This is a genomic window from Streptomyces sp. NPDC025721, from assembly GCF_055558595.1.
In genome coordinates this window covers 20,096-45,892 of record NZ_JBVHMF010000042.1, presented here as the reverse complement: position 1 = coordinate 45,892, position 25,797 = coordinate 20,096, and the positions used below count along the sequence as shown (strand labels likewise).

Sequence of the window (25,797 nt, the reverse complement as noted above, 5' to 3'; positions counted from 1 at the left end):
TGGGATCAGACGGGGGGGAAAAAGTAGAGGTTTTTCCTGCTCCCACCACCAAAAAAACCCCGAACCGGCAACCATGGCCCAGACCCCCGCACCCGTCCCCGCCCCCCGCCCCGCCCCCCCCCGGCACCGGGACACAGGCGCTCAGGACGAGCCCTCGGCCCGCGCTCCAGGTCAGTGGCAGGCCGGCAGGTGGGCGGCCTGGACGAAGCCCCAGCGGCCGGACGCGGGGGCGTAACCCAGGATCCAGGCACGGGTGTCGTGCTTACCGCAGTGCTCGGTGGTGAGGTAGAAGGCATCGCCGGCCCGGACGTTGCCGATGGCGAAGGACTTCCCGGCGTCGCGCAGGGTGCCGACCTGCCCGGTGCCCACGTGGACGAGCCCCCGCTTGGACTTGCCGGCGTGCGGGGCGCTCATCGCCACCGACTTGACCGCCCCGCTGCCGCCCACGGCACGACGGTCGGGGAGCTGGCGGTGGTGCGTGTCGTAGGCGTGCGGATCCGTCAGGCAGGATGTGGCGACGAAGCCCCAACTGGGCTCCCCGGCTGCTCCGTAGTCCTTCACCAGCGCGTAGCCGCGGTAGGTGTACCGGACTCCCACGTGGTAGGAGCCGCCCTTCGGTGAGCGCTGCGGCTTCGTCCATCCCCAGTCAGCGACGCCGGCCTTGGGGTAGTTGGCATGGATGAAGCAACTCGGCTGCGAAAGAGTGGTGGAGTGGGTGTACTTGTCGCCCTGCCCGTTGGCGGCGAAGGCGGGGGCCGCCAGGACGGAGGCGGACGCCGCTACTGTGGCGGCGGCGAGTGCGAAAGGCTTCCACAGACGCATGGGGGATCTCCTGATGTCGTGTCGTCGTGTCGTCGAGGTGTCGTCATGTCGTCGCGCCGGTGCGAGCCGGGGCGTCCGGCCGGGGTTCCGGGCCGGACAGGCTACGAGCCCGGGGGCCGGGGCGGCCGGGCGTCCGCCGGACAGCGGCGCCACTGACAGGTCTAGGTGTCCAGGGGGGTGTCCGCCCAGCTCTCCGTGTCCGCGGACGTCCGCGGACACCGGCGGACACGGGCGGACACCTGACGCGGGCAGAGCTTTCGAGGGGACGAGGAACGGGATGACACAGGCACCGGACCCGGTCGCGGCATGGCACGACCTGATGGCGGCACTCGTGCGACGATCCGGGCTGAGCGTGCGCCAGCTCGCCGCCAGGGCGGGCTACAGCAGCACCTACTGCAACGAGGCGACCAACGGCACGCGCGTCCCGCCGTGGCCGGTGGCCGAGGCGATCATCACCGCCCTCGGGGACGGTGCCGAGGCCCGATTACCCGCCTGGCGTGCCGCTCGCCAGGCCCTGGGGATGTCCGCGGACACCGGCGAGAACGCCGACGCCGGCCCGCTCGTCCCCCCGGCCGCCACCCCGCCGGGAGTGCCGGGAGCAGCCGCGCCCCGCGGGCCGGCCGAAGTCCCGCCGACGCCCCCGGCCGAGGCTCCCCCGGGGGTGCCCGCCACACCTGACCCGCGCCCGGCGTCAGCCAACGGGCCCGCGACCCCTGCCGCCGGGCCGACCGCACAGCCGGCGCCGCCCGGAGCCACCCCTGCGCCGCGGTCACGGCAGCGGCGGGTCCTGCTCACCGCCTCAGTGACCGCGGTCGTGATCGCGGCGCTCGGCTACGCGGCCGTCGCGTTCCACCCCGCCGGACACCGGAACGGCGCCGTCCCGTCCGGTCCCGGCCGCACGCCGGGGCGGTCCCAGCCGGGCGACTTCCCCTGCCGCGCCACCCGGCAGTACGTCGTCACCAGCGACGGCGACGTCCTCGACGCCCACGGCGCCCCGGTGGGCGACGGCATCCACCGCGGCGACTACTTCGACCTGGCCCCGGAACAGCCGCACAGCCACTACGCCCACCGCTACTACGGCTCCGTCGTCGGACGCGAACTCTCGGGCTACGTCGACCAGGCCAGGATCCACCTGAGCGGCACGGTATGCCTCACCCCCCGCCGCTGAGACGCCGGCAGGCCAACGGATCGCGCCGTGGCCGACCGGCCCCGCGGACGCCCAGGTGCCCCCGCGCAGGCAGAGATCGCTGGTCTGCGCCGGGGGTGACGGGGTGACGGGGTGACGGGGCAAGCGCGTACGGGCCGTGACCCCTGATCTTGGACACACGAGACACCGGATCCTGAGGACCTGAGGACGGACATCTCGTGGTCATGAAGAGCTATCCGCCGCAGTTCAAGGCGGACGCGGTCACGCTGTACGAGTCGCGGCCCGAGGCAGCGATCAGGCAGCTTGCCGCTGATTCGGGGATCGACCCGGCGACGTTGCGGAACTGGGTCCGGGCGGCCGGAGTCAGCCGACCACGGGGACGCCGGGCAGCGGCACCCGCGGAACCGCCGACGCCGTTGGAAACGGAGAACACGCCCTGCGCAAGAAGGTCCGCGAACTGGAAGAGGAACGGGAGATCCCGCGGAAGGCGGCCAAGTATTTCGCCGGGGAGACGCGCTGGTGAACCGCTTCCAGTTCGTCGCCGACCACCAGCGCCGCTGCGGCGTCAAGCGGCTGTGCGCCATCCTCGGCATCGCCCGCTCCAGCTTCTACTGCTAGCACGCAACAGCCGGTGCACGGTCAGCCCGGCAAGCGGCAGACGCTCACCTCGCCGCCCGGATACGGGAACTGCACCGCGAATCGGACGGCACCCACGGCGTCCCCAGGATCACCGCCGAGCTCCGGAAGGCGGGCGAGTACGTCAACCACAAGCGCATTGCGCGCGTGATGCGGAAGATCCCTCGGCCAGGCTTTTCAGCAGGAATCGCGAACATCACTCAATTCCTACTAGCGGCTACCAGACCAGCAGTTACAGGTCCGATACTCTTCTTGATTTCTTCCATCGGAAGACCTGATCCAGCAAGGATTTCGATTACTCGAATCTTCACTGCTTGACGAACCTCTGAACTGGGGGAAGTAACGAGCTCTTCAAGGAGGCGAGCACATCTCACCACCACGGGGTCACCTGGTAGCTGCCTCTCTAGCGCAGGGACGAGCACAGGCCAGACAAACGCCTCGGACAGCAGCGAATAAATCCCTATTTCGTGCGGAACTAGACCTAGGTCGCGCGCCGACTCGACCTCAGCGGCCTCCAGCTCCTCAATCAAGGGAAGGCACTCGGGCAGCCAGTGGAGCAGAGCTGCGCGCACGTACTCCGCATCGGAAGATACTTTTTTAGACACGGGCACAGTCACCTCGCTGCATCATCGATTTTTTGGGGCTACGCCACAGGGGGAGGCCCGCAGTCCCCACCGGAAATCTCACAATAGATCATCCCGCCCCTCAGATACTGTACAACAACGTCGACTATGAGGAGGCTATCGGTAATGCCACCTAGCGTACTCAGCATGCCCGCTGTTCTCAGGCGCGGGCCGCTAGTCCGGAGCGCAGGCTTGTATGGCCTCTCCTGGAACTGCGAACCTGTGACCGATTCAAGCGCTGGCGAATTCGCAACCCGGTTAATTTCACCGCGAATAGTCCTATCAGCCTCAGTGGGTTCGTTGAGGTACGTCGTAACCTCGCCAGCCTTGTCGACGGATTCGTCCGTTCGTGATGGCGTGAGCAAGAAGCCGTGGATCGTGGATGACGGGTTGTGGGCTCGGATCGAGCCGCTGCTTCCGGCATGGCCGGACCTGTCGCCGGGCCCGCGGCCCGTGGATGATCGGCGCTGCCTGCAGGGCATCCTGTTCGTGCTGTACACCGGCATCACCTGGCAGCAGTTGCCGCTGGAGCTCGGCTTCGGCTCCGGGCAGACCTGCTGGCGGCGCCTGGGTCGTTGCAGGCGGCCGGAGTGTTCGAGGACCTGCACCGCACACTCCTGGCCGAGTTGAACACGGCCGGCCTGATCGACTGGACACGCGCCTGCGTGGACGCCTCCCACGTACGCGCGGAAATGGGGGCGAGGCGATAGGCCCCTCGCCGGTCGACCGCCGCACGACCGGCAGCAAACACCACCTGATCAGTGACGGCGGCGGCATTCCGTTCCACGTGATCACCACCGCCGCCAACGTCAACGACGTCATCCAGACCCTCGACCTGGTCGACGGGATCCCGCCCGTCGCCGGCCGAGTCGGGCACCCCCGCAAACGCCGCGACGCCCCTGCTCGGGGACAAGGGCTACGACAGCAACCCCAACCGGCGACAACTGCGCCAGCGCCGGATCCTGCCGGTCATCTCCCGCAAGGGCTCACGGGGACATCATCGGCCTCGGCAGGCTCCGCCACGTCGTCGAGCAGACCTTCGCCCAACTCCACCAGTTCAAGCGACCTGCCGTCCGCCGGGAACGACGCCTCGACCTCCACAACGCCTTCGTCTCACTCGCCTGCGCACTCATCTGCTGGCGACGCTTCAACAACGCATCCTCATGATCGTGTTACGAGTTCTCAGGTGTCAACGCCCGCCTCGGTCGCATGCCAACGCCCGCGAACCTGCCCGCACGTTGGCGCGCGTGGCCACTCACCGGTGACGCGCGTACGGTTGGCACGATGCCCCGGTCCCCGGCAGCGGGTTTTTGATCTGTCTGGAAGAGGCGCATCGGGTGCATGTATTTCACGGAAACCCAAGGGCGCGTGGGCGCGCAACAGCAGCGCCCGGGGGCATCGACGCCCGGACGCCGCACACGGTCACTGCGGCGGCCAGTCTTCCGGCCGACCGTGTCGTCAGCGAACTGGCCTCCAGCAGGGACGGTCTTCGCGCGAAGGCGGCGGCGGAGCGGCTGCTGCGATGGGGGCCTAACGCCGTGTCGTCGCACCGTGCGCGGGCGCTTCCCGTGCTGTGGCGGCAGCTGCGGTCTCCGCTGCTGGGACTGCTGCTGGCAGCCGCGGCCGTCTCCTTCGGCGTCGGAGAGCGCAGCGCCGCCGTGATCATCGCGGTGATCGTCGCCCTCTCGGTGGGCCTCGGCTTCGTCAACGAGTTCCGGGCCGAGAAGGCCGCCGAGGCGCTGCACAGCCAGATCCGCCACCAGGCGATCGTCTTCCGCGACGGCAAAGCGGTGAGCGTTCCGGTGACCGACCTGGTACCGGGAGACGTGGTCAGCCTCCGGCTGGGTGACATCGTGCCCGCCGACGTGCGGCTGCTGGAGGCGACCGACCTGGAATGCGACGAGTCCGTCCTCACCGGTGAGTCGCTGCCGGTGTCCAAGGCGACGGACCCGGTTCCGGCCGGGACGGCGCTGGCAGACCTGACCTGCTGCGCCCTGATGGGCACGGTCGTCCACTCCGGCAGCGGCCGCGCACTGGTGGTCTCCACCGGCGCCGATGCCGAGTTCGGGAAGATCGCGGTCGGGCTGAGCGGCCACCAACTGGAGACGGAGTTCCAGCGCGGGCTGCGCCGATTCTCCATGCTGCTCGTCTACGTCGCGGGCTCCCTCACCGCGTCGATCCTCGTGATCAACGTGGCGCTCCACAAGCCGCTCATCGACTCGCTGCTCTTCTCGCTCGCCATCGCGGTCGGCATCACCCCCCAACTGCTCCCGGCTGTCGTCTCCACCAGCCTGGCCGCCGGGTCGCGGCGCATGAGCCGCCGCAAGGTACTGGTCAAACGCCTGGTCTGCATCGAGGACCTCGGTGACGTCAACATGCTGTTCACCGACAAGACCGGCACCCTGACCCTGGGGCGCATCGACTTCATGCGCGCCGTGCCCGCAGGCGACGACTCTCCCGAACAGGTACTGCGCTGGGGCCTGTTGAGTACCGAGAGCAATGCCGCCGACGGCTCGGCGGTGGGCGGCAATCCACTGGACGCCGCCTTGTGGGACTCACCCGCGGCCCAGACCCAGCACACGGCTCTCGCCGCCTGGACGCAGGTGGCGGTACTGCCGTTCGACCACCAGCGCCGCATGGTCTCCACCGTGGTCCGCGACGGCTCCGGCACGGCGATCCTGGTCACCAAGGGCGCCCCGGAGAGCGTGCTGGAGCGCTGCGTCGACGTACCGGACACCGCCAGGAAGGCGCTGGAGGCCGAGTTCGCCGCGGGCAACCGCGTCGTGGCCGTCGCCACCCGGCCGGCTCCCGGCTTGCGGAAGCCCACCGCCCCGGACGAGAACACCCTGCACCTCAGTGGCCTGCTGGTATTCCTCGACCCGCCCAAGCCCGATGCGGCAGCGGCGCTGCTCCGGCTCGCCGGCCTGGGGATCGACGTCAAGATCGTCACCGGCGACAACCCCGCGGTGGCGGTCCGGGTCTGCCACGACCTGGGTCTGCCCGCTGCCACCGCCCTGACCGGGACAGACCTGAACACGCTCGACGACAACCAGCTCATCGAGGCGATCGAGCGCACCACGGTGTTCGCCCGCGTGAGCCCGGAGGACAAGGCACGCATCGTCCGTGTCCAGCGCACCACCGGAAACGACGTGGCGTTCCTCGGTGACGGTGTCAACGACGCCCTCGCCCTGCACGCCGCGGACGTCGGGATATCCGTCGACTCCGCCACGGACGTGGCCAAGGACGCCGCCGACGTGATCCTGCTGGAGAAGGACCTCGACGTCCTCGCCGACGGGGTCACGGAGGGACGCCGGATCTTCGCCAACACCATCAAGTACGTCCTCATGGGCACGTCCAGCAACTTCGGCAACATGTTCAGTGCGGCCGGTGCCTCGCTCTTCCTCAGCTTCCTCCCGATGCTGCCGTCGCAGATCCTGCTCAACAACCTGCTGTACGACTCCAGTCAGCTCGCCATCCCCACCGACAACGTCGATGAGGCGCAACTGCGCCGCCCCTCGCACTGGGACATCGGGTTCATCCGTCGCTTCATGATCTGCTTCGGGCCGATCAGTTCGGTCTTCGACTTCGCGACCTTCGGCGTCATGCTGTGGGTCTTCCACTCCGGTGCGACGCAGTTCAGGACCGGCTGGTTCGTCGAGTCACTCGCCACCCAGACGCTGGTGATCTTCGCCATCCGTACCCGCCGCATTCCGTTCTGGCGCAGCCACCCCAGCCTTCCCCTGGTGCTGGCGGCGTTCGGCGCGGCTGCGGTCGGCGCCGTACTACCGTCGACTCCGCTGGCCCACACCCTCGGATTCCAGCCATTGCCGGCAGGGTTCTTCGCGGCGCTGGCGGCCCTGACCGTCTGCTATCTCGGCCTGATCGAAGCGGGCAAGTGGCTCTTCTACCGCACCTTGCCGTCGCCGGACACTGTTCCCTTGCCACACGCGGGTCACCGGCGCCTGCTGCGACGGCGGGCCGCACGCTTCAGCTCGCTGAAGCGTGCGGCAGGCGGCACGGCCCGGGTGTAGGCGCGTACTGACCCTGAATCGATGACTACGGCGTCCCGGCCCTCTGGCCTGGTGTGTTCCGGCGGCGGAGCCACCGGAGCGGTTCGTCGGCTCCTCAGATGATGAAGGGGAACGGCGCGATCACGGCCAGCTGTGACGGGCCGAGCGACGCGGTGCCGAAGATGTCCTGGAGTGGGGGCGTATAGACGACGGCTGCCGTGAAGACCGGTTCGAAGGCGATGCCCCACAGCAGGAGCGGGTTGGACCGCAGGCCGATGGTGAACAGCGAGGCGTGGTCGGTCCGGGCGGCGAACGCCGTGCCGATCTGGCAGGCGACGATGCCGGCGAAGGTGATGGTCGTGGCCTGCAGATAGGCGTGGTGAAGGGCCGTACCGCCGCCGGTGGGGTCGCCGGGGTGCCAGCCGGCCCGCCAGAGGGTGAAGAAGAAGCCGCCCATGACCAGGACCGCCGAGATGCTTCCCAGGAACGCCCAGGCGCGGATGAGCAGCGCCCGGTCGATGACTCCGGCGGTGCGGGGTCGCGGCGGCCGGTCCATCACTCCGGGTTCGGCGGGCTCGCGTCCCAACGCCGGCGCGGGCAGCGTTTCCGTTCCGAGGTCGATGGCGAGGATCTGCAGGACCGTCAGCGGCAGCGGCAGCGGCACCGCGCCACCGGACAGCGCGACCACTTCGCCGCGGGCCTGCACCGCCTGGGCGACATCTTCGCGGGGCGGGTCGGCCATCGCCACCAGACCGATCAGGGTCAGCCCGGCTTCGGCTTCCTGCCTGTTGTCCAGAGCCCCGGGTACGACGCGCCGGGCGACGGGTTTCGAGTGCGCCCTTGGTGTGCACCACGAGGTCGCCGGAGGTCTGGTCCACCGTCGACTTGCGCTTGAGGTGGGCGTCGAAGTGGAAGACCGCCCGGCGTGCGGCCGTACGCTGCGATGAGGTCACTCCTACCCCGAGCTCCGATGCCAGCCCCCCGCCAGGGACATGGTGCACGACGGCCTCGACTTCGACGGTGTCTTCTGCGCGACCGGCACGCTGGCGATGGGCGTGCCGCGCGGCCTCGCCGACTCAGGGGTGCGGGTGCCCGGTGAGGTCAAGCTGATCGGCCTCGACAACGTCGAGACGAGCGCATACCGCGCCCCGTCGCTGTCCACGATCGACCCGGACGACGACGCGAGGGCACAGTCCGCGGTCGGCCTCCTGGCCCGGCGGTCGCGTCGTCGGTCAAGGACCAGGAAGGGATCGTCAGCCGCTTCACTCCGGTGGCCAGGGAATCGACCTGCCGATGAGGCCAGATGGACCGCGGCAGAGTGAGCCGACCCGAAAGTGCGTCCCGCGCAGGGGATGACGGGCCCTCGTCGTACTCGCTAGGCTCAATCCAGCAGTGGGAGCGCTCCCACATACCCCGTCGCATCTGGCCCTCGCTCCCTGAGGGCCCTCTCCCCCCACGAGAGCACGGAGGAAAACTGTGACACCCCCCATCGGTACCCCACGCCCGGCCGAGGCGGTCAAGGCTCCCGCGCGCGGGTCGCGGCTGCGCAAGGCCATGGCGCTCGGCGTAGCCGCAGGTCTGGCCGCCACCGGCATCGTCCTGAGCACTGAGATCACCGCAGGCGCCGCGGCGCAGGGCAGCCTCCCGACCGGGACCCAGCTCTACGCGGACCCCAACTCCCAGGTCGTCCGCTGGGTTGCCGCCAATCCCGGTGACTCCCGCCAGCCGGTCATCGCCCGGCGGATCGCAAGCCAGCCGCAGGCGATCTGGTTCTCCAACTACCGCCCCTCCACCGTCACCGGTGACGTCCGGGTGGTCACCACGGCCGCGGCCACCGCCGGACAGGTGCCGGTGCTGGCCGTGTACGAGATCCCCAACCGTGACTGCGGCGGCGCGTCCGCAGGCGGCGCACCGGACCTGGCCTCGTACGACGCCTGGGTGCGCAACTTCGCCGCCGGGCTGGGCAGTGGCCGGTCGATCATCATCCTGGAGCCCGACTCCATCGCCCTGACCACCTGTCTGACCGCACAGCAGCAGGCCGACCGGTTCGCCTCGCTCTCCCGGGCGGGAGCCGCCATCCACGCCGCCGCACCCAACGCAAAGGTCTACCTGGACGGCGGCCACTCGGCCTGGAACAGTGCCTCGGAGCAGGCCAATCGGCTGCGCAGCGCCGGCATCCTGACGAATGCCGACGGCCTCTTCACCAACGTCTCCAACTTCAATACCACGGCCAATGAGGTCAACTTCGCCAAGAACGTGCTGGCCGCGCTCGGCAACCCGGCCAATCTGCACGCCGTGGTGGACACCAGCCGCAACGGCAACGGTCCAGCGGGCGGCGGGGCATGGTGCGACCCGTCTGGCCGGGCGATCGGCGCCTATCCCACGACCAACACCGGCGACGCGGCGATCGACGCGTTCCTCTGGGTGAAGCCGCCAGGCGAGGCGGATGGCTGCGCCGGCGCCGCAGGTACCTTCCTGCCGGACGTGGCATACGCGCTGGCATCCGCCGGAACCTCGGACCCCGTTCCGCCGACGACCCCGCCGACCACCGTTCCGCCGACTACCGCCCCGCCGACGACCCCGCCGACCACGGCCCCGCCCACGACCCCGCCGCCGACAGGTGCGGCCTGCTCCGTCAGCTACAAGATCGTCAGCGCCTGGACGGGCGGCTTCACCACGGACGTGACCCTGCGCAACACCGGCGGCAGCGCAGTCAACGGCTGGTCGCTCAAGTGGACTTTCCCTGCCGACCAGAAGATCACCAGCGCATGGAACGCCACGACCACCCAGTCCGGCGCCACCGTGACCGCCACCGACCTGGGCTACAACGGCGCCGTCCCCGCAGGCGGCTCCACCAGCTTTGGTTTCCAGGGAACAGGCTCCGGCACCGCCTCGCCCACCGCGTTTACGCTCAACGGCGCTGCCTGCACCGTCTCCTGACGCACCATCCGCTCTACGGCGGTGGCCGGCCCGGAATCTTCCTAGGCCGGCCGCCGCAGTACGCCCGGCATGGGCGATCGATTGGACGAGCCCCCATGCGGGGAAAAGCGGTAATGATCGCGTCTTTGAGTCTGACTGGGGCCGGCCCTGCCGGCACCGGCTGACAAGGTCAGGCGGCCGCGCACACCGTTCCGTTGACAGGGAAGCCGTGCGGCACGACGTTGCTTGTGCGATAGGCGGCGGTGAATCCGATGTCAACGGCGCCGCCGGGTGCCAGGGTGGCGTTGTATCCGCGTCCCGTGCCGTGGCGGTCTGGCCACTTTGGGGCAGTAAGCCGTTCCACGCGTTGCCGATCCGCTGGTCACCGCCGAAGACCCAGGCCGCGCCCCAGTCACTGGTGACGGTGTAGGCGACCGTGCAGTCCGTGCTGGCCGAGGAATTGGTGGCGACCGTCAGCGGTACGGACGCGGCCGAAACAGTGCCGGCGGTGTCGGCCGCCTTCACGGTGAAGGTGTAGGCGGCGGATCAAGGTCGGGGCCCGGTACGCGGGATGGTTCCCAGAAGGTGTCTGGGGTTGGTCCACCCACGACCCAACCCTGTCAGTCCGTCACGAACATACCTTCGGGGAAGAAGGTGCCCCCGACGGGAACGTCGACCTCGAAGAGCTCGTTGGTGGACAGGACGAACCGCAGACGTTCGTTCTCGCCGCAGTGTCGGGATGAGGGGCCCAGCAGCAGGAAGTGCTCGTGGGGCCTGAACTCGAACTCGCCCTTGGCCGGGATGACGACCTTGTCCAGGATGACCTGCTGCAAGCCCGGTGAGCAGTCCAGGCTGATCTACGCGATCCGCGAGTACCGGGGCCACAAGGACGAACCGAAGGGCTTCGGCTGGAAGGACTACCGCGACCTGGTCATCCGCGCCCACACCCAGCTCGGCGGCCCGATCGTCCTGGTCTGGAACAACTTGCGCATGCACCTGGTCGCACCCCTGCGGGCGTTCTTCGAAGCCGACACCGCCTGGCTCTCCGTGTTCCAGCTACCGACATACGCTTCCGGACCTCAACCCGCAGGAGGGCGTCTGGTCACTGGTCACACGCGACATCGGCAACCTCGACGCCGCCGACCTCAGCCAGATCACCCGCGCGGTGAAACGCAAGCTCAAGATGCTGCAGTACCGACCGGAGGTCATCGATGGCTGCCTGACGGGCACCGGCCTGAACTTGTCGGGGTAATCGTCAGAAGTAGCCGAAGAAGCGATTCCACCAGGTGGGCCGCTGGACGTGCGGGTGCAGTCGGCTCGGCCCGTCGTAGTCGCTCTCCAGTAGTTCCTCGGGAACCACGACGTAGCCGAGCTCTTCCAGCGCCCGGTTGACCCTGGCGAGGTCAGCACCGTCTAGCTCACCCTCAGCCTGCGCGTCGTCCGTCCCGAGGAAGGCACCAGGATTGTCCGCGCACACCAGCGCCAGTGAGCCGAACTGGCTCACACAGACGACGATCCGGGTCCCGCACACAGTCGCGTCCCCGGGCACGTAGATACGTCCGTACTCGCTGCAGTCCTGATTCTCCTGCCCGGCCACGGTCGTGCAGTGAGCTGCGAAGTCACCTTCGAGTCGGTCTACCAGCTGACCGAAGCGCACGGCGATCTCGCGACGGTCGAAGTCCCGCGGCCACTCCAGCCACTCAGGATCATCCAGCTCACGTAGCAACACCAGCAGATCCGCGTTGTTCTCGGTCATGCACTCATCCTGCCGCGTCGCCTACCCGGGAGCCAGCGTGGGCAACGCGATGCACACCGCTCCCCGACAACACCCGTTCAGGTTCAATAGCCCAGGGACCGAATCGCGGTCGCGCATACTCCCGTTTCTTCGCCGGTCTCGCGGACCGCCGCATGCTGCGGGGTTTCGCCGGGCTCGATGCGTCCGGCGGGGAACTGCCACAGCAACGTGCCCTCCGGAACCGTGCGGCGCACCAGGAGCACGCACCCGTCATGAAGGATCACGGCGGGGGCGACCGATGGCTCGTGCCCAGGGCGCAGACCCGCAGCGGTGGTGTGTGTCCCGGTCATGGTGAACCGGCGGCAGTGGTGAGGAGACGGCTGGTGGCGCCGTGGCAGCGTGCAGGCATCGAGGCGATCCTCCCGTATTCGTTTGGGTGGGGATGGCCGCGCCGCGTGGGCGGCGCGGCCATCGGTTACCGGCCGACGTGACACTGCCGGCTAGTGGGGGTGGCTATCCTTGGACCGGTTTGACGCTGCCGGTAGTTGGGGGGCCAATGTCGGAGCGTGCTCCGGGCGGTAACTCGATACGGAACAGACGGAACTGTACGACGTGGTCCTTCGGGTGCGATGGAGCTGACACGGCTGTGGGTGTGCCGGGCTCATTGGGCCAGGACGCTTGCTATGGCGGTGGTGATGCCGAGCTCTGGCAGTTGGGTCTGCCGCACGATTGGGTGACATCTTGACCTGACCTGTCAGCCAAACGTGCAGCAGACCCCGAAGGCCACCTCACGGTCGTCCGTGGCGACTGACAGCTGACCCTTGCGCGCCGCCTACCAGCCGATTCCCGGCCACCTGATGGGCTATTGCGGCAAGGCGCTTGCTGCGCGCCCCTCATCGGCTTCCCGTATGTGCGCCAACTGCCTTCGCTTGGTCGAGTCCCTCGACCGCTTCCGGCAGCGGGTACCTGAGCTGGACCTGCCCGAATCGGAACTCTGCCACGGCGACACCCACCTGTGGACCGTCAAAGGCCAGACGAACCCGGTCACAGGACACCTTCGCACCGGACTCGTCGGGACCTCCTGGCCCCAGCGCCGCCAGCTCGACGTCTTCGGCGGGCCCGCCTGCGCCCTGCGCGCGGGCGACGCCTACCGCCTGTCGGGCTGCGCGCACACGCACGCACTACGTCGAGGCTGCAACCGATCGCAATTTCTATTGTTGCGAATGGTATTCCCACCTGGTTTGGTGAACTCCGATGGTGGGGCGGGTGCAGTCTCTTCTGTGTCCGCCCCGCAAGTGCCGCTACTTGCAGTTGCTCAGAATTGAATCGACATCCGGGATGCTGACCCCGAATGTGATCCCGATTTTAGCGATCGAACGCTTGTTGCTCCGACGATGAGGCGAGCGGCATTTTCTACACCCCCCAGTCCCCGAATCGCGCGCTTGATTTTCAGGATCTTGGCGGCGGGCAGCCACAGTGATGCTACGACAAGGCCATGGCGCTGGCGCACTTGAGGATTTTCCAAGCTTTGCGCATTTTGCCAAGGCAGGACTGACCGTTGAGATCATACATCGTCAGCGGATTGGCAGGATATCTGTAGCGATTCGGCGAGCCGTCGGCGACCGGATCATTTTGCAGGAATCGTCCAGATGCCGGATCGTAGGGGCGTACCCGGAAGAACCCGTGATGACGTCCAGATCGCCGTCAATGCCGTGGATGGAAACTCGCAATATACCCCTGCCGCCGTTCGCTATGGCTGGCTCGGGGGCGAACAACGTAGGTCTTGATACTCGGGAAGCGGCCGTATGACCTTCGGGACGCGGGCATCTCTTTCTGGCTGGCCTCCGGCGGTGATCCTGCCGAGGGCGCCCGAAGGGCCGGGCGTCCAGGTCATGTTCAGCTGCTGCGCCACGTTCCTTGCTGGAGCGCAGGACTACGCCGACGGTCGCATCGAGGAATCGGTGCGGCTCTGGGGGTAGATGGCGGAGACCGTCGACGGCGGGCCTTGGGCGGCCCGGTCCGGAGATAGACCGGGACAGCTGGTCAGAGGTCGGAAACCAGGGGGAGATATCGGGAGAACATCGGGCGCCGTACCCCGACGGCGCTGAGGTCCCCGAGGCGGCGCCCGACCTGGCGAAAGGCCAGGTCAGGCGACATATTTGAGGAGTCTAGAAGAAGCCGAGCTTCTTCGGGGAGTACGAGACCAAGAGGTTCTTGGTCTGCTGGTAGTGCTCGAGCATCATCTTGTGGTTCTCGCGGCCGATGCCGGAATTCTTGTAGCCGCCGAAGGCCGCGTGGGCCGGGTAGGCGTGGTAGCAGTTGGTCCAGACGCGGCCCGCCTTGATCTCGCGGCCGAGCCGGTAGGCGGTATTGCCGTCGCGGGTCCAGACGCCCGCGCCGAGGCCGTACAGGGTGTCGTTGGCGAGTTTGAGGGCCTCGTCGGTGGAGTCGAAGGTGGTGACCGAGACAACCGGGCCGAAGATCTCCTCCTGGAAGATCCGCATGTTGTTGGTGCCGCGGAAGATCGTCGGCTCGATGTAGAAGCCGCCCTCCAGGCCGGGGACGGTACGGCTGGTGCCGCCGGTCAGGACCTCGGCGCCCTCCTGCTTGCCGATGTCGAAGTACGACAGGATCTTCTCGTACTGGTCGTTGCTGGCCTGGGCGCCGAGCATGGTCGCCGGGTCCAGCGGGTTGCCGCCGACGATGGCGCGGGTCCGCTCCAGACACCGGGCCATGAACTCGTCGTAGATCGAGGAGTGGATCAGCGCGCGGGACGGGCAGGTGCAGACCTCGCCCTGGTTGAGGGCGAACATCACGAAGCCCTCGATCGCCTTGTCGAGGTAGTCGTCGTCCGCGGCCATCACGTCCGGCAGGAAGATGTTCGGGCTCTTGCCGCCCAGCTCCAGCGTCACCGGGATGATGTTCTCGCTGGCGTACTGCATGATCAGCCGCCCGGTTGTGGTCTCACCGGTGAAGGCCACCTTCGCCACCCGCGGGCTCGACGCGAGCGGCTTGCCCGCCTCCACGCCGAATCCGTTGACGACGTTGAGCACACCGGCGGGCAGCAGGTCGGCGATCAGCTCGATGACGACCAGCAGGCTGACCGGGGTCTGCTCGGCGGGCTTGATGACCACGCAGTTGCCCGCCGCCAGCGCCGGCGCGAGCTTCCATGTGGCCATCAGGATCGGGAAGTTCCACGGGATGATCTGGCCGACCACGCCCAACGGCTCGTGGTAGTGGTACGCGACGGTGTCGGCGTCGATCTCCGAGATGCTGCCCTCCTGGGCGCGCAGCGCTCCCGCGAAGTAGCGGAAGTGGTCCACCGCCAGCGGCAGGTCGGCGGCCAGCGTCTCGCGGACCGGCTTGCCGTTCTCCCACGTCTCGGCCACCGCCAGCCGTTCGAGGTTCTCCTCGATCCGGTCGGCGATCTTGTTGAGGATGTTCGCCCGCTCCGTGGCCGAGGTGCGGCCCCACGGACCGGCGGCCGCGTGCGCGGCGTCCAGGGCCAGCTCGATGTCCGGCGCGGTGGACCGCGCGACCTGGCAGAAGGTCTCACCGGTCACCGGGGACGGGTTGTCGAAATACTGTCCCTCGGCCGGTGCGACCCAGTCGCCCCCGATGAAGTTGTCGTACCGCTGGGCGAAGCTGACGATGCTGCCCTCGGTGCCTGGCTGCGCGTAGACCATGGCGGCGCTCCTCGGTGTACCGGTGTGCGGGTTACGGTGTCAGCACTCACTGTGGTGGCCCGAGGTTGGCAAAAGGTTGGCGCCGCGGGGCCTGTGCGGACACCGGGGCACGCAAGGTTGGCGGCGCGGGGCCTGTGCGGACACCGGGGCGCGCGGACGCCGCTTCCCGCACGGCCGGAGACCGTCGCGTCAGCTCCGCAGCGCCGCGTTCAGCCGGCTCGCCGCGATCCCGCGCCGCGCGTCGCCGGGACCGAGCAGCCGCAGCGCGTGCTCGTGCACGGCTGCGTCGTACGGCGCCCGCTCCCCGTACCGCAGCGCGTGCTCGGGGCGGGTGTCGGCGAGTACCGCCTCGCGGACCACCACTTCCAGGTGCTCGCGCCAGGCCACGATCCCCGGCGCCTCCGACATCGGCAGCAGCGGCCCGCGGTAGTGGCCGACGGCCGCCGCGATGTCACCGCACTCCAGCGCCCGCAGCACCTCGGCCGCGTCACAGCTCACCGGCACCGTCAGCGCGTACCGCCTGGTCGCCACCCCGCCGTTCAGCGCGCGCCGCAGATGCGACAGTTCGGCCTTGAACGTGGACGCGGTCACGCAGCGGTCGCCGTACAGCGACGCCCGCAGCCGGTCGGGCGCGAAGCCCTCGGGCTCCAGGGCGAGCAGCGTCAGGATCTCCAGTTGGCGCGGCGGCAGATGCAGCGGCTCACCGTCGCTGCTGGCCTGCGCCGTGCCGAGGCAGCGCAGTTCGAGACCGGCGGGGCGCTGCGGCTCCGGAGCGCCGTCCAGCAGCCGGGCCTCGATGGCGGAGGCCAGGGTGCGTACGGTCGGCAGGGCCAGCGGGTGCGAGCGGTCCCAGGTGGTGGAGAGGTCGAGGACGCCCAGCACCCGGCCGTCGGGGGCGTGGATGGGCGCGCAGTAACAGACCCAGCCGTGCAGGGCCGCGACCAGGTGCTCGGCGGAGAAGACCGTGCTCGGGCGGCCGGTGCGCAGCGCCAGGGACAGCGCGTTGGTGCCCATCGCGCGCTCGTCCCACCGCCCGCCCGGCGCGAAATTGACCCGCTCCGCCCTGCGCCGCATCAGCCTGCCGCCGCACGTCCACAGGATCGTGCCGGACTCGTCGGTCACCGCCGCGACGAAACCCGCGTCCTCGGCGATGCTGTGCAGTTCCCCCGACAGGTCGGCGACCGGCGCGCGCAGCGGCGAACCCTTCCACCGCGGATGGACCGCGCCGTCCTCGGAGACCGGCGCGCTGTCCCGCGCGGGATCCACCGTGCCGACGCTGCGCACCCAGGAGTCGGTGACCTCACGGCGCAGCGGAGCCGGGCCCGCCGGATAGCCCCCCGCCGACCTCAACTGCGGTACGCGGCGGGCCCATTCGTTTTCCAGTACGGTCCTGCGGTGCTGGAGCGCACCCTGCTCTGCCATGGCCTTCCCGACTTCTGTGTCGTCTTCGTCGTCGACATGGATGTCCGGGCACTGCCGGGTGCCACCTCGTAGGGGAGGCGGCGTGATCCGCATCATAATCGGACACCTCGCCCGCAGGAAGGCTGTTCGCGGCAGTCCGCACCGCGTTCGAGTCCGGTCGGCAACAGAACGGCACGGGCCGCTCGTACCGCTCGTGCGCCTCGTACGGCTCCCAGGACGCGACGGAGGGCGGCGCCCCGTGTCACGGGGCGCCGCCCTCACGGCATCCGAGGACCGCGGTCGGTCAGTGGCCGAACAGGTGCCGCGCGTGACGGTGCCGCGGTGCGGCCGCCGTCTCGGAACCGTCGGCGCTGTCGGCCGCCGTGGAACCGCCGTATGCGTAGTCGGTCCCGGTGTCCCCGGCCGGTGCGGCCGTGGTGTCCGCCGTGCCCAACCGGGCCGCCAGCGCGTCACGTTCCCTGGCGTTGTCCTTCGCGGCCCTGCGGGCCTCGGTGAGCTTGCGGGACTTGCGCCGGTGGCTCACTCCGCCGCCCATCGCCATCGCGGCGCCGAGGCAGAAGATCAGGGCGAGCGCCAGACCGGCGCAGAAGATCTGAAGGGTGTTCATGGTCGCGATGGAGTGCCCGAGCACCGACACGTTGTACTCGGGACCTCCCGACGTGTTGTCGGCGATGGCGAGGCCGGTGAAAGCACCGGCACCGGCCAGGAGCAGCAATCCCAGGATCAGCATTGCGGTCACCTCCGATGGTGAGCTGCGTACCCCTCGGCTACCCGCCGGACGGCATCACATACGTCCCGCCCGTATCGGCCGCCGATATCGCATACGTCCCGCCCGTACCGGCCGCCGATCGCCCGCCGCACCCGCCGCACGCGCGGCCCCGGTGACGCGGCGCGTCACCGGGACCCGTCACCACGCGTCACCGCCTGCCACCGGGGCGTGCGCGCGGCGTCAGTGCGTCGGCGGGTAGCTCACCACGTCCACCGGGACCGTCGCCGAGCCCTGCGCCGCCGCGCCGTAGTCGTTGATGACGTGGTCGATCACGCCGTCTCCGTTGAGCGAGACGGTCAGCAGGTCGTGGAACCGTACGCCCGGCCGGTCGGGCACCTCGAAGCTGTGGGCGTTGTGGATCGTCGGGTCCACGTTGAAGAAGCAGTAGCTGCCAAGACCCCAGCCCTCGTGGTGCCGGACCGAATCCGCCACCTTGTACGCGGCCCAGCCCACGACGCCGTGATGCCCGTAGGCGGCCTGATTCGGCGGGTCGTACGGCAACTCGTTCTGGAACATGACCGTCCGGCCGTGGTCGCCGTTCCAGATGACGTTGTACTTCTGGTAGTGCTCCACGAACAGGCCGGTGGCCAGGACGTGGTCACCGTTGACGACCACGCCGGTCTCCGCGGTGTTCACCGTCCAGCCGACGCCCGTACCGTGGTCCGCGCGCCAGGCCCAGATGTGGTCGAGCAGCACATTGTCGCTGTTGACGACCAGGCTCGTGGTGGCCTTGCCCGCGCCCGCGCCGCCGATCCGGAAGAACACGTCCTGGAGCGAGGTCGGGTCGCGCGGGTCCGTACGGCCGCCGCGCCTGCTGCCGACCTCCAGCAGGGCGGGGGAGTTGGTCTTCCCCGCGTCGAAGAGCAGCCCCGCGACGCGGACGCCCTTGACGTCCGCGACCGTCATCGGCACCGCTCCGCCGACCGGCGTGAGGGTGGGGAAGCCCAGGCCGAGCACCACCGTGCCCGACCACTTGACCTTGATGGACTCCGCCAGCCGGTAGACGCCCGGCGTCAGGAGCAGGTGCTTGCCCTGCGCCAGCGCGCGGTTGATGGCGCGCACCGAGTCCGTGGGCTTGGCGATGAAGAACCGGTCGATGGGGACCGAGGTGCCCTCGGTCGTACCGCCGGACCAGGACGCGCCGACCGCACCGTGCCGCAGCGACGGCAGGAACACCCGGTAACGGCCCGCCGAGTCGACGTACAGGAAGGGCTTCTCGCGGCTGAGCGGGCTGGTGGCCAGCGTCGTGTACGGCGGGTCGGGGAAGGACTGCTCGGGGGCGCCGACGACACCCGCGAAGACCTGGTTCCACACGCCGTTGGACCAGGAGCCGACCGAGCTGTCCCGCGTCAGCCACTGCTGCTGCGAGGCGTTGATCACCTGCCCGTCCACCACCGAGTCGGCGATGAAGCCGCCGCTGGAGTAACCGCCCTGCCGGGGGAAGAGGAAGAGCTGGCCGCGGATGTGCACCCGGCGCAGCGGCGCGGCCTGCGACACCGCCCACCAGTTGATGCCGTCGGTCGGGTTGACCGCCAGATTCTCCGCCGAGCGCCAGAAGTTGGTGAGCGCGCTGTCGCCGCCGCCCGGCTGCGCCTGCCCCTCGACGCGCACCGCGCCGTTGATGGTCACGTCGTCGGGCGACAGCCCGAGGCCCGCGACCGAGGTGTAGTAGCCGAGTTGCGCGTCGACGTCGTACGTGCCCGGCTTGAAGAGGAAGGCGTAGCGCTGCGTGCCGAATTCGTTGGCGACCTGTACGGCGGTGGCCGCGTCCAGCGCGGCCTGGATGTCGGCGGCGGGCATGCTCGGGTCGAAGACGGTGACGTTCGGGCCGAAGTCGGGTTCCGTGGACGGCGAGTGGCCGCCGGGGGAGTGGGAGCCGGGGGAGTGCGCGCCGGCCGACCGCGCCGCGGCGGGGGTCGCGGCACCCGCCAACGGCACCACACCGGCGAAAGCGGCCGTGGCGATCAGCGAACGGCGGCTCAGACCGCCGCGCTCCCCGGATATGTGCTGCGACTGCGATGGCGCCTGCGGCTGCTGCGAGTTGGGAAGTGCACTGTCTGCGGCCCTGAACGAAGACATGAGCTACGACCACCTTCTGACGGCGAGGGGGGAATTGAGAGCGCTCTCTTGGAGACGTACCCTCGCGGGCCGCGCGACTGGGTGTCAAGCACGAAGAGAGCGCTCTCTCGCAGCGAATCGGCTGGTGACTCCACCGGGTTCACCAGCACACCACTGGCCTCAGGAGTGCCGCCAAGACCACCGGCGGACGGGTCGTCAGACAGTCGCGAGCGAGATCTCCGTCGACTTGATCAGGGCGGTGACGGCGGTGCCCTGGGCGAGTCGGAGGTCGATGGCCGCGTCCTTGGTGATCGCGGCGGTGATGTCCTGGCCGCCGTCCAGCCGTACCTTGACGGTCGCCATCACCTCGCCGGGGGTCACGGACGCGACGGTGCCGGGAAGTTGGTTGCGGATGCTCAGGCTCATGGGGATACGCCTCGATCTCCGTATGGAATGTCGGATTTGCCGGGTGCGGCTCTGGCACTCTAACCGGGCGCCGTACGCGCGCCGGGGCGCGAACCGGCACGGCGCGTCCGCCGAGTCGCCGCCGCCTGCGCCCGCCCCCGTGCCGCCCGCCTCTGGCGTCCGCCGGAGTCGGTCGGAGTCCATTGAGGGGCCGCCGTGTCGTCGCCCGTGGTGTGCGGGGCCGGGCGGCGGGCTGCGCTTATTGTCTTCCCCATGCAGTCCTACACGATCGGCCAGGCCGCGCGGCTCCTGGGCGTCAGCCCCGACACGGTCCGTCGCTGGGCGGACGGCGGCCGGGTCGCCACCCACCGCGACGACAACGGCCGCAGGCTCATCGACGGCCGTGACCTGGCCGCGTTCTCCGTCGAGATCGCGCAGTCCGACAGCGCGGACGAGGACGCCTCGTACACCTCGGTCCGCAACGCCTTCCCCGGCATCGTCACCGCCGTGAAGCTCGGCGACGTCGCTGCCCAGGTGGAGATCCAGGCCGGGCCGCACCGGCTGGTGTCCCTGCTGACCCGCGAGGCCGTCGAGGAACTGGGCCTGGAGGTCGGGATGCAGGCCACCGCCCGCGTGAAGTCCACGAACGTGCACATCGACCGGGTCTGATCCGCCGCGCCTTCGTCCGCGCCACCGTCGCGCCTCAGCGTGTCGTCGCGCCCGCTGGTGTCAGCCCGCCCACCGTCCCGAGGTGAAGGCGACCGTGAGGACGGTGGCCAGCGGCGCGGCGACGCACACGTACGCCGTGGTCAGCCAGGGGCGCCGTACGCTCCAGGCGGCCAGCCCCGTCCACAGCGGCCACCACAGCAGTGAGGCGCGCGGCACGGACATGTACCAGTACGAGGTGCCCAGCGCCCACAGGCTGAGCCCGAGGTAGACGGCCTCCGGCCAGCGGTGCCGCTTGAGCAGCAGGCAGAGCAGCGCCAGACCGACCGCCATGGCGACGAGTTCGAACTGGAACAGCAGCGCGTACGGCGTGGCCTGCGTGTGGTCGAAGGCGCCGTCCCAGGTGTGCCGCCACGCCTGCCACGGCGAGTGGAACGTCCGGTACCAGCCGCGTTCCTCCGCGTGCTTCCAGGCCATCCAGTCGCCGGTGCGCGCGTGCAGATACCAGGCGTAGACGAGCGCGGGCAGCGCGGAGAGCGCCGGCCAGTGCAGCAGCCGCAGCCGTTTGGTCAGCGGCCCGGAGGTCAGGAGCTGGGCGACGAGCGCGGCGCCGAGGAACAGGCCGCTGATCCGGACGGTGGTCGCGCCGGCGGCCAGCGCGGCGGCGAGCGGCCAGTTCCCGCGCTTGGCGGCCAGCCAGCAGGGCAGCGCGAAGGCGAGGAACAGCGCCTCGGTGTACCCGGCGGCGAGGAAGACCGCGCAGGGGGAGAGCAGCAGGAAGAGCACGGCGCGCGATCCGGTGCCGTTCCCGTCGTCCGGGAGCCGGTCCGCGCCGCGCCCGGCTACGGACGTACGCGCGGACCGGCCGTCCAGCGCGGCGATCCGGGCCAGCGACAGCACGGCGACGGCCCCCGCCACGAACGAGATCAGCAGCCCCGCGGCGGTCCAGTCGCGTATCAGCAGGTGCACGGCGCGCAGCAGCAGCGGGAAGCCGGGGAAGAACGCCTCGCGGTTGTCGGGTGTGGCCGCGCCGCTGCCGAGAACGGCTCCCGGCACCGGCGCCGGGAAGTAGCCGTCGCGCGCGATGTGCAGGTAGTAGCCCCAGTCCCACTGCTCCCAGCGGGACATCATCGAGGGTGCCCGCTGTGCCTTGCCGTCGCCGGTGAACAGCCGCCCCGTGCAGTACGCGGTCGTCCAGACGCCGACCCGCGTGAGCGCGTACAGCCAGAGCACGGCGCGGTCGGTGGGGCCGAGGCGGGGGAGCGGCAGACGCCCCGGGAGCCGGTGGCGGAGCGGGACGGTACGGTCCGGCGGCTCGGACGGTACGGGGCGGGGCGCGGTCGCGGGCGGGGAGAAGGCGCTCTTGGGCATGGTCGTGCTCCTGAGGGGGCTGCCACGGACCGCTCGGGCGACGCGTGGGCGACGACGTACAGGTGGCGGTTCCGGGCATGCCGGACTGCCCGGCCGGCCGGTGCGCCGGGGCGGGGTGCGACGGGGGGGGGGAGTGTTTAGCGGGCTGTCGTCATGTGGACCGTGCCGGTCGGCGGGTAAGTCCGGACCGGGTAGTCGGAGGTCGCGGTCGACGACGGGAGGCCGTTCGGGCCGGTGGTGGCGGGCCCCGGGCTCGTGGCGGGCGGGACGGCGCCGCCGTCACCGGACAGCAGCGTGACCAGCGACGCGGTCGTACCGCCGATCAGGACGCAGGCCACCGCGGCGACCGTCGCGAGCCGCTGCCTCCGCTTGCGGTCGCCGCGGGCGCGGACGACGGCCGGGGGCGCGGGCGTCGCCGCGCGGTGACCGTCCGCCGCGGCGTTCTTGAACGCGGACCTCAAGCGCTCCTCGTGGGTATCAGGCACCAGGGGGCTCCTCTGCGTGCGGTTCCGGCAGATGCTGGGCGAGCGTGGCCCGGCCCCTGACCAGGTGCGTCTTGACGGTGCTGCTGGACACACCGGTCTCCGCGGCGATCTGGTCGACGGACAGGTCGCACACGTAGTGCAGGGTGACGCTCCGCCGCTGTCCTGGCGGCAGTTCGCGCAGCGCGGAGACCAGGGCGACCGTGCCGGGGCCCGGTTCCTCGACGGACGGCGGGCCGCCGTACCGCTGCCACGCCTCCTCCGAGCGCCGACGGCCGCGCCAGCGGCTGACCGCGAGCCGCCAGGCGACCGTACGGATCCAGCCCTCCGGATTGCCGTCCCTCGCGAGCTGCCGCCGTCGGCTCCAGCCCCTGACGAACGCTTCCTGCACCACGTCCTGCGCCTCCGGCAGATCGCCGAGCATCACATAGAGCTGACCGGTGAGCCGTCTGACCGCGTGGGCGTAGAACTCTTCGAACTCCTCAGCGGTCAACAACAGCTCCCAGTTCTCTTCGGCCTCATCACGCATACGCCTGGGGCTGGACGTCCGGTCGACATCCACGGGAGAGAATCTGCTGTGACGGCCGCCACATGAGGTGGCGGCGCGCCGTGGCCGCTACTCCGCGGCGGGCGACTCGGCGCGTTCCTTGAGGCCGCGGGCCTCCATCTCCAGGTACCTGCGGGTCAGGCCGCCCGCCACCAGGCCGACCAGGCCGGACAGCGCGCCGCGCTGGGTGAGCACCAGGGTGAGGCGGGTGCCGTCGCCCTCCGGCTCGACCAGGTGGTCGCCGCTCGTGGTCACTCCGGGAACCGCGGACCGCCATGAGAACCGGGAACCCTCGTCCAGCGCCGTGACCGTCCACACCGCCTTGCGCAACTTGGGCTGCTCGACCGCGAACCGGCGCCCGACGGCGACGACGTGGTCCGCGCTCCCGCTCCGGCTCGCGCCGTCCGCGTCGAGCGGGCGGACGGAGGTCATGGACGCTGTGAGAGCGGGCCAGTCCTCGACGGCGACGAGCACCTCCCAGACGCATGCGACGGGAGCGTCGACGATGATCGAGGTCTGGTAGGTCGGCACAGGGACTCTCCCTCGCGGTCGCGTGGCTCCGGCAGGAGACAGACTCCCACGCGCCCCTCGTACCCCGCCGGGTAGCATGGCGGTCTGCGGCGCTCCCCGGAGCACCGCGCGGCGGTGGGGCCCGCCGTACCCGAACCACGGCGACACAGCCGTCAACGGTCCCTACTTGCGACGCGCGCACGCCAAGCTTGGGCGTGCCCGGTGAGTAGGAGACGAAAGTGGCAGAAGTCCGGCCCGTGACGCCCGACGAACCCGTGGACCCCGACATCGATCTGCACGACCCGGCACAGCGCGAAGCGTCGCGCGAGGGCCAGGCCCCGGTCGTCGCCGTGGTCGCGGTCGGCGGCGCGGTCGGCGCGTGCGCCCGCTACGGGGCCGCGCTGCTCTGGCCGACGGCCTCCGGCACCTTCCCGTGGACGACGCTGACCGTCAACGTGGTCGGCTGCGCGGTCATCGGTGTCTTCATGGTGCTGATCACCGACGTCTGGAACACGCACCGTCTGGTGCGGCCCTTCTTCGGCACCGGCGTGCTCGGCGGCTTCACCACCTTCTCCACCTACGCCACCGACATCCGGGCCCTGATCGACGGCGGGCAGGCCCTTACCGCGCTCGCGTATCTGGCGCTCACGCTGCTCGCCGCCCTCGCCGCGGTGTGGCTGGTGGCGGCCGCGACCCGGCACGTGGTGCTCGGGCGGCTCGCGGACCGGGCCGAGCGGGCCGACGAGGCGGAGGCGCGATGAACTGGCTGCTGGTCATCGTCGGGGCCATGGTCGGCGCTCCGATGCGCTACCTCACCGACCGCTCGGTCCAGAGCCGGCACGACAGCCTCTTCCCCTGGGGCACCTTCACCGTCAACGTCGTCGGCTGTCTCGTCCTCGGCGTCGTGACCGGCGCGGTCACCGAGGGCGCCGCCTCGTCCCATGTCCAGGTGCTGCTGGGCACCGGCCTGTGCGGCGCCCTCACGACCTACTCGACCTTCTCCTACGAGACGCTGCGGCTGGCCGAGAGCGGCGCCCGCTTCTTCGCCGCGGCCAACGCGGTGGCGAGCGTGGCGGCCGGGCTCGGCGCGGCCTTCGCCGGTACGGCGCTGGCGCAGGCGTTCTGGGGCTGAGCCGCGGGGTTCGTCAGCGCGCCGACAGCACGCTCATCAAGTGACGTACGGCGCGGGGCAGTTGGGCGCCGAACCGCTTCGTGTCGACATGGGGTGGGGGTTCGGGTGAGCCGTCCGCGTCCGTCGGGCGCTCGCCCGCGCCGATCCACTCTTCGGTGGCGCCGGCCTCGATCGAGAACACGGCGCCGCCGTGCAGGACGTCCACGGTCTGGCTCGTGGAGTCACCGGTGAGAAAGGCGCGGTCGCCGAGGCCGGTGACCGGCCTGCTCGTCCGCGGGTCGTGGACCATGACCACGCCGCTGCCGGCGGCCGGCTCGGCCGGGTCGGCGTCCCGCGCCTTCAGTCCGTCCTCGAATTCCGTCCGGGGGTCGGTCTTCTTGTGCAGGTCGACGCTGACCGAGATGGTGTACGAGGTGATCCAGCCGTCGTTCTCCGACGTGTTGCCGACCAGGCGGCACGCGATGTGGTCGAGCGTCCTGCCGACGTTCATCGGTCCGGGGATCTCGCTCATCGAGGACAGGCCGATCATGTCCACGAGGGGCTGGAGCGCCGCCACGGTGCACGGATCCGCGAGGCGGTATCCGTGCAGGTCGGGCGGGGCCGTACGGCCGTAGTCGGCACCCCGCAGCGCACCGGCCCAGGCCGCCGACGCGACGACGGCCCCGGCGAGCGCCCAGACCCAGGGCCCGCGCCGCCGGCGCACACCGGACAGCCGTCCGCCGCGCGGCTCCCGCGGCCGGTCGTCGTCGCCGATGACATCGACGGGCCGGTCGTCGCCCGACCCGTCCGTCAGCTCGGGCTCGGTGATCACGCCGCCCCCCTCGTCGCGTTGGGGCCACCCTATGGCGGGGGCACGG

22 protein-coding genes and 6 pseudogenes are annotated in these 25,797 nt (G+C 70.1%); 11 read left to right on the top strand and 17 right to left on the bottom strand.

The window, feature by feature from the left end:
• Nucleotides 1–171: 171 nt before the first annotated feature.
• Nucleotides 172–822 carry a hypothetical protein gene (locus ACZ4EF_RS35210; protein ID WP_391047918.1) on the bottom strand — a complete coding sequence of 217 codons (651 nt, stop codon included), beginning with the start codon at nt 820–822 and terminating at the stop codon, nt 172–174.
• 277 nt (nt 823–1,099) lie between these two features.
• Here ACZ4EF_RS35210 and ACZ4EF_RS35205 point away from each other — a divergent pair, with 277 nt between their 5' ends.
• The 5 genes and pseudogenes from ACZ4EF_RS35205 (at nt 1,100) to mgtA (ending at nt 7,259) form a co-directional block, all read left to right on the top strand.
• Nucleotides 1,100–1,990 (top strand): helix-turn-helix domain-containing protein, encoded by an 891-nt coding sequence (locus ACZ4EF_RS35205; RefSeq protein ID WP_467349843.1) that lies wholly within the window; start codon nt 1,100–1,102, stop codon nt 1,988–1,990.
• Nucleotides 1,991–2,193: 203 nt separating this feature from the next.
• A pseudogene (locus tag ACZ4EF_RS35200) lies at nt 2,194–2,394 on the top strand (transposase); the annotation flags it as partial.
• 244 nt (nt 2,395–2,638) lie between these two features.
• Nucleotides 2,639–2,923 (top strand): annotated as a pseudogene (locus ACZ4EF_RS35195) (IS3 family transposase); the annotation flags it as partial.
• Between the two features lie 680 nt (nt 2,924–3,603).
• Nucleotides 3,604–4,395, top strand: a pseudogene (locus ACZ4EF_RS35190) (IS5 family transposase).
• A gap of 170 nt (nt 4,396–4,565) precedes the next feature.
• Nucleotides 4,566–7,259, top strand: a complete 2,694-nt coding sequence (gene mgtA / locus ACZ4EF_RS35185) for a magnesium-translocating P-type ATPase (protein ID WP_467508250.1) — start codon at nt 4,566–4,568, stop codon at nt 7,257–7,259.
• Nucleotides 7,260–7,353: 94 nt separating this feature from the next.
• Here mgtA and ACZ4EF_RS35180 read toward each other — a convergent pair whose 3' ends face one another.
• On the bottom strand, nt 7,354–7,980 hold the full coding sequence (locus ACZ4EF_RS35180; RefSeq protein WP_467508248.1) for a cation transporting ATPase C-terminal domain-containing protein: 627 nt from the start codon (nt 7,978–7,980) through the stop codon (nt 7,354–7,356).
• A gap of 250 nt (nt 7,981–8,230) precedes the next feature.
• On the opposite strand from ACZ4EF_RS35180, the gene ACZ4EF_RS35175 reads away from it, so the two are divergent.
• Both ACZ4EF_RS35175 and ACZ4EF_RS35170 read left to right on the top strand, forming a co-directional pair.
• Entirely contained in the window at nt 8,231–8,560 is a 330-nt protein-coding gene (locus ACZ4EF_RS35175) for a substrate-binding domain-containing protein (RefSeq protein WP_467508246.1), read from the top strand.
• 154 nt (nt 8,561–8,714) lie between these two features.
• Nucleotides 8,715–10,178, top strand: a complete 1,464-nt coding sequence (locus ACZ4EF_RS35170) for a glycoside hydrolase family 6 protein (protein ID WP_467508244.1) — start codon at nt 8,715–8,717, stop codon at nt 10,176–10,178.
• Nucleotides 10,179–10,347: 169 nt separating this feature from the next.
• Here the strand turns inward: ACZ4EF_RS35170 and ACZ4EF_RS35165 are convergent, their stop codons facing one another.
• Entirely contained in the window at nt 10,348–10,521 is a 174-nt protein-coding gene (locus ACZ4EF_RS35165; protein WP_467508242.1) for a cellulose binding domain-containing protein, read from the bottom strand.
• A gap of 256 nt (nt 10,522–10,777) precedes the next feature.
• Nucleotides 10,778–10,990, bottom strand: coding sequence for a hypothetical protein (locus ACZ4EF_RS35160; protein WP_467508240.1), 213 nt, complete (start codon nt 10,988–10,990; stop codon nt 10,778–10,780).
• Here ACZ4EF_RS35160 and ACZ4EF_RS35155 point away from each other — a divergent pair.
• A pseudogene (locus ACZ4EF_RS35155) lies at nt 10,977–11,409 on the top strand (transposase); the annotation flags it as partial. The gene ACZ4EF_RS35160 and the pseudogene ACZ4EF_RS35155 overlap by 14 nt on opposite strands.
• Nucleotides 11,410–11,412: 3 nt before the next feature.
• Here the strand turns inward: ACZ4EF_RS35155 and ACZ4EF_RS35150 are convergent.
• The 8 genes and pseudogenes from ACZ4EF_RS35150 to ACZ4EF_RS35115 all read right to left on the bottom strand — a co-directional run.
• Nucleotides 11,413–11,913, bottom strand: a complete 501-nt coding sequence (locus ACZ4EF_RS35150) for a hypothetical protein (protein ID WP_467508238.1) — start codon at nt 11,911–11,913, stop codon at nt 11,413–11,415.
• A gap of 83 nt (nt 11,914–11,996) precedes the next feature.
• Nucleotides 11,997–12,242 carry an NUDIX hydrolase gene (locus ACZ4EF_RS35145; RefSeq protein WP_467508236.1) on the bottom strand — a complete coding sequence of 82 codons (246 nt, stop codon included), beginning with the start codon at nt 12,240–12,242 and terminating at the stop codon, nt 11,997–11,999.
• Nucleotides 12,243–13,374: 1,132 nt separating this feature from the next.
• Nucleotides 13,375–13,557: pseudogene (locus tag ACZ4EF_RS35140) on the bottom strand (RHS repeat-associated core domain-containing protein); the annotation flags it as partial.
• A gap of 503 nt (nt 13,558–14,060) precedes the next feature.
• Nucleotides 14,061–15,578 carry an aldehyde dehydrogenase gene (adh, locus tag ACZ4EF_RS35135; protein WP_467508234.1) on the bottom strand — a complete coding sequence of 506 codons (1,518 nt, stop codon included), beginning with the start codon at nt 15,576–15,578 and terminating at the stop codon, nt 14,061–14,063.
• A 189-nt stretch (nt 15,579–15,767) separates the two neighbouring features.
• Nucleotides 15,768–17,000 carry a GAF domain-containing protein gene (locus ACZ4EF_RS35130; RefSeq protein ID WP_355335078.1) on the bottom strand — a complete coding sequence of 411 codons (1,233 nt, stop codon included), beginning with the start codon at nt 16,998–17,000 and terminating at the stop codon, nt 15,768–15,770.
• A 283-nt stretch (nt 17,001–17,283) separates the two neighbouring features.
• A complete protein-coding gene (locus tag ACZ4EF_RS35125) occupies nt 17,284–17,730 on the bottom strand; it encodes a hypothetical protein (RefSeq protein ID WP_467508232.1) in 447 nt (148 codons plus the stop codon).
• 219 nt (nt 17,731–17,949) lie between these two features.
• A complete protein-coding gene (locus ACZ4EF_RS35120; RefSeq protein WP_467508230.1) occupies nt 17,950–19,848 on the bottom strand; it encodes a coagulation factor 5/8 type domain-containing protein in 1,899 nt (632 codons plus the stop codon).
• Nucleotides 19,849–20,049: 201 nt separating this feature from the next.
• Nucleotides 20,050–20,253 (bottom strand): annotated as a pseudogene (locus ACZ4EF_RS35115) (TOBE domain-containing protein); the annotation flags it as partial.
• Nucleotides 20,254–20,463: 210 nt separating this feature from the next.
• Here ACZ4EF_RS35115 and ACZ4EF_RS35110 point away from each other — a divergent pair.
• The gene (locus ACZ4EF_RS35110) at nt 20,464–20,901 is read left to right on the top strand and encodes a TOBE domain-containing protein (RefSeq protein WP_467508252.1); all 438 of its coding nucleotides are present in this window, start codon (nt 20,464–20,466) and stop codon (nt 20,899–20,901) included.
• 60 nt (nt 20,902–20,961) lie between these two features.
• Here ACZ4EF_RS35110 and ACZ4EF_RS35105 read toward each other — a convergent pair whose 3' ends face one another.
• The 4 genes from ACZ4EF_RS35105 to ACZ4EF_RS35090 form a co-directional block, all read right to left on the bottom strand.
• Nucleotides 20,962–22,269 (bottom strand): mannosyltransferase family protein, encoded by a 1,308-nt coding sequence (locus ACZ4EF_RS35105; protein ID WP_467508228.1) that lies wholly within the window; start codon nt 22,267–22,269, stop codon nt 20,962–20,964.
• A 137-nt stretch (nt 22,270–22,406) separates the two neighbouring features.
• Nucleotides 22,407–22,754 carry a hypothetical protein gene (locus ACZ4EF_RS35100; RefSeq protein WP_467508226.1) on the bottom strand — a complete coding sequence of 116 codons (348 nt, stop codon included), beginning with the start codon at nt 22,752–22,754 and terminating at the stop codon, nt 22,407–22,409.
• A complete protein-coding gene (locus ACZ4EF_RS35095; protein ID WP_355335065.1) occupies nt 22,747–23,280 on the bottom strand; it encodes a SigE family RNA polymerase sigma factor in 534 nt (177 codons plus the stop codon). The genes ACZ4EF_RS35100 and ACZ4EF_RS35095 overlap by 8 nt, the downstream gene beginning before the upstream one ends.
• An 87-nt stretch (nt 23,281–23,367) precedes the next feature.
• Nucleotides 23,368–23,829 (bottom strand): SRPBCC family protein, encoded by a 462-nt coding sequence (locus ACZ4EF_RS35090; RefSeq protein WP_467349880.1) that lies wholly within the window; start codon nt 23,827–23,829, stop codon nt 23,368–23,370.
• 218 nt (nt 23,830–24,047) lie between these two features.
• On the opposite strand from ACZ4EF_RS35090, the gene crcB (ACZ4EF_RS35085) reads away from it, so the two are divergent.
• Together crcB (ACZ4EF_RS35085) and crcB (ACZ4EF_RS35080) are read left to right on the top strand one after the other, a co-directional pair.
• A complete protein-coding gene (gene crcB / locus ACZ4EF_RS35085) occupies nt 24,048–24,569 on the top strand; it encodes a fluoride efflux transporter CrcB (protein WP_467508224.1) in 522 nt (173 codons plus the stop codon).
• Nucleotides 24,566–24,940, top strand: a complete 375-nt coding sequence (gene crcB, locus ACZ4EF_RS35080; RefSeq protein WP_402712572.1) for a fluoride efflux transporter CrcB — start codon at nt 24,566–24,568, stop codon at nt 24,938–24,940. The genes crcB (ACZ4EF_RS35085) and crcB (ACZ4EF_RS35080) overlap by 4 nt, the downstream gene beginning before the upstream one ends.
• Before the next feature lie 13 nt (nt 24,941–24,953).
• Here the strand turns inward: crcB (ACZ4EF_RS35080) and ACZ4EF_RS35075 are convergent, their stop codons facing one another.
• Complete coding sequence (locus tag ACZ4EF_RS35075) at nt 24,954–25,751, bottom strand: hypothetical protein (protein ID WP_467508222.1); 798 nt, start codon at nt 25,749–25,751, stop codon at nt 24,954–24,956.
• Nucleotides 25,752–25,797 lie beyond the last annotated feature (46 nt).

Coding starts and splice junctions, on each gene's coding strand:
- ACZ4EF_RS35210 (WP_391047918.1), bottom strand. CDS start 822: ATGCGTCTGTGGAAGCCTTTCGCACTCGCCGCCGCCACAGTAGCGGCG.
- ACZ4EF_RS35205 (WP_467349843.1), top strand. CDS start 1,100: ATGACACAGGCACCGGACCCGGTCGCGGCATGGCACGACCTGATGGCG.
- ACZ4EF_RS35180 (WP_467508248.1), bottom strand. CDS start 7,980: ATGGCCGACCCGCCCCGCGAAGATGTCGCCCAGGCGGTGCAGGCCCGC.
- ACZ4EF_RS35175 (WP_467508246.1), top strand. CDS start 8,231: ATGGTGCACGACGGCCTCGACTTCGACGGTGTCTTCTGCGCGACCGGC.
- ACZ4EF_RS35150 (WP_467508238.1), bottom strand. CDS start 11,913: ATGACCGAGAACAACGCGGATCTGCTGGTGTTGCTACGTGAGCTGGAT.
- ACZ4EF_RS35145 (WP_467508236.1), bottom strand. CDS start 12,242: ATGACCGGGACACACACCACCGCTGCGGGTCTGCGCCCTGGGCACGAG.
- adh (WP_467508234.1), bottom strand. CDS start 15,578: ATGGTCTACGCGCAGCCAGGCACCGAGGGCAGCATCGTCAGCTTCGCC.
- ACZ4EF_RS35130 (WP_355335078.1), bottom strand. CDS start 17,000: ATGGCAGAGCAGGGTGCGCTCCAGCACCGCAGGACCGTACTGGAAAAC.
- ACZ4EF_RS35125 (WP_467508232.1), bottom strand. CDS start 17,730: ATGCTGATCCTGGGATTGCTGCTCCTGGCCGGTGCCGGTGCTTTCACC.
- ACZ4EF_RS35120 (WP_467508230.1), bottom strand. CDS start 19,848: ATGTCTTCGTTCAGGGCCGCAGACAGTGCACTTCCCAACTCGCAGCAG.
- ACZ4EF_RS35105 (WP_467508228.1), bottom strand. CDS start 22,269: ATGCCCAAGAGCGCCTTCTCCCCGCCCGCGACCGCGCCCCGCCCCGTA.
- ACZ4EF_RS35095 (WP_355335065.1), bottom strand. CDS start 23,280: ATGCGTGATGAGGCCGAAGAGAACTGGGAGCTGTTGTTGACCGCTGAG.
- crcB (WP_402712572.1), top strand. CDS start 24,566: ATGAACTGGCTGCTGGTCATCGTCGGGGCCATGGTCGGCGCTCCGATG.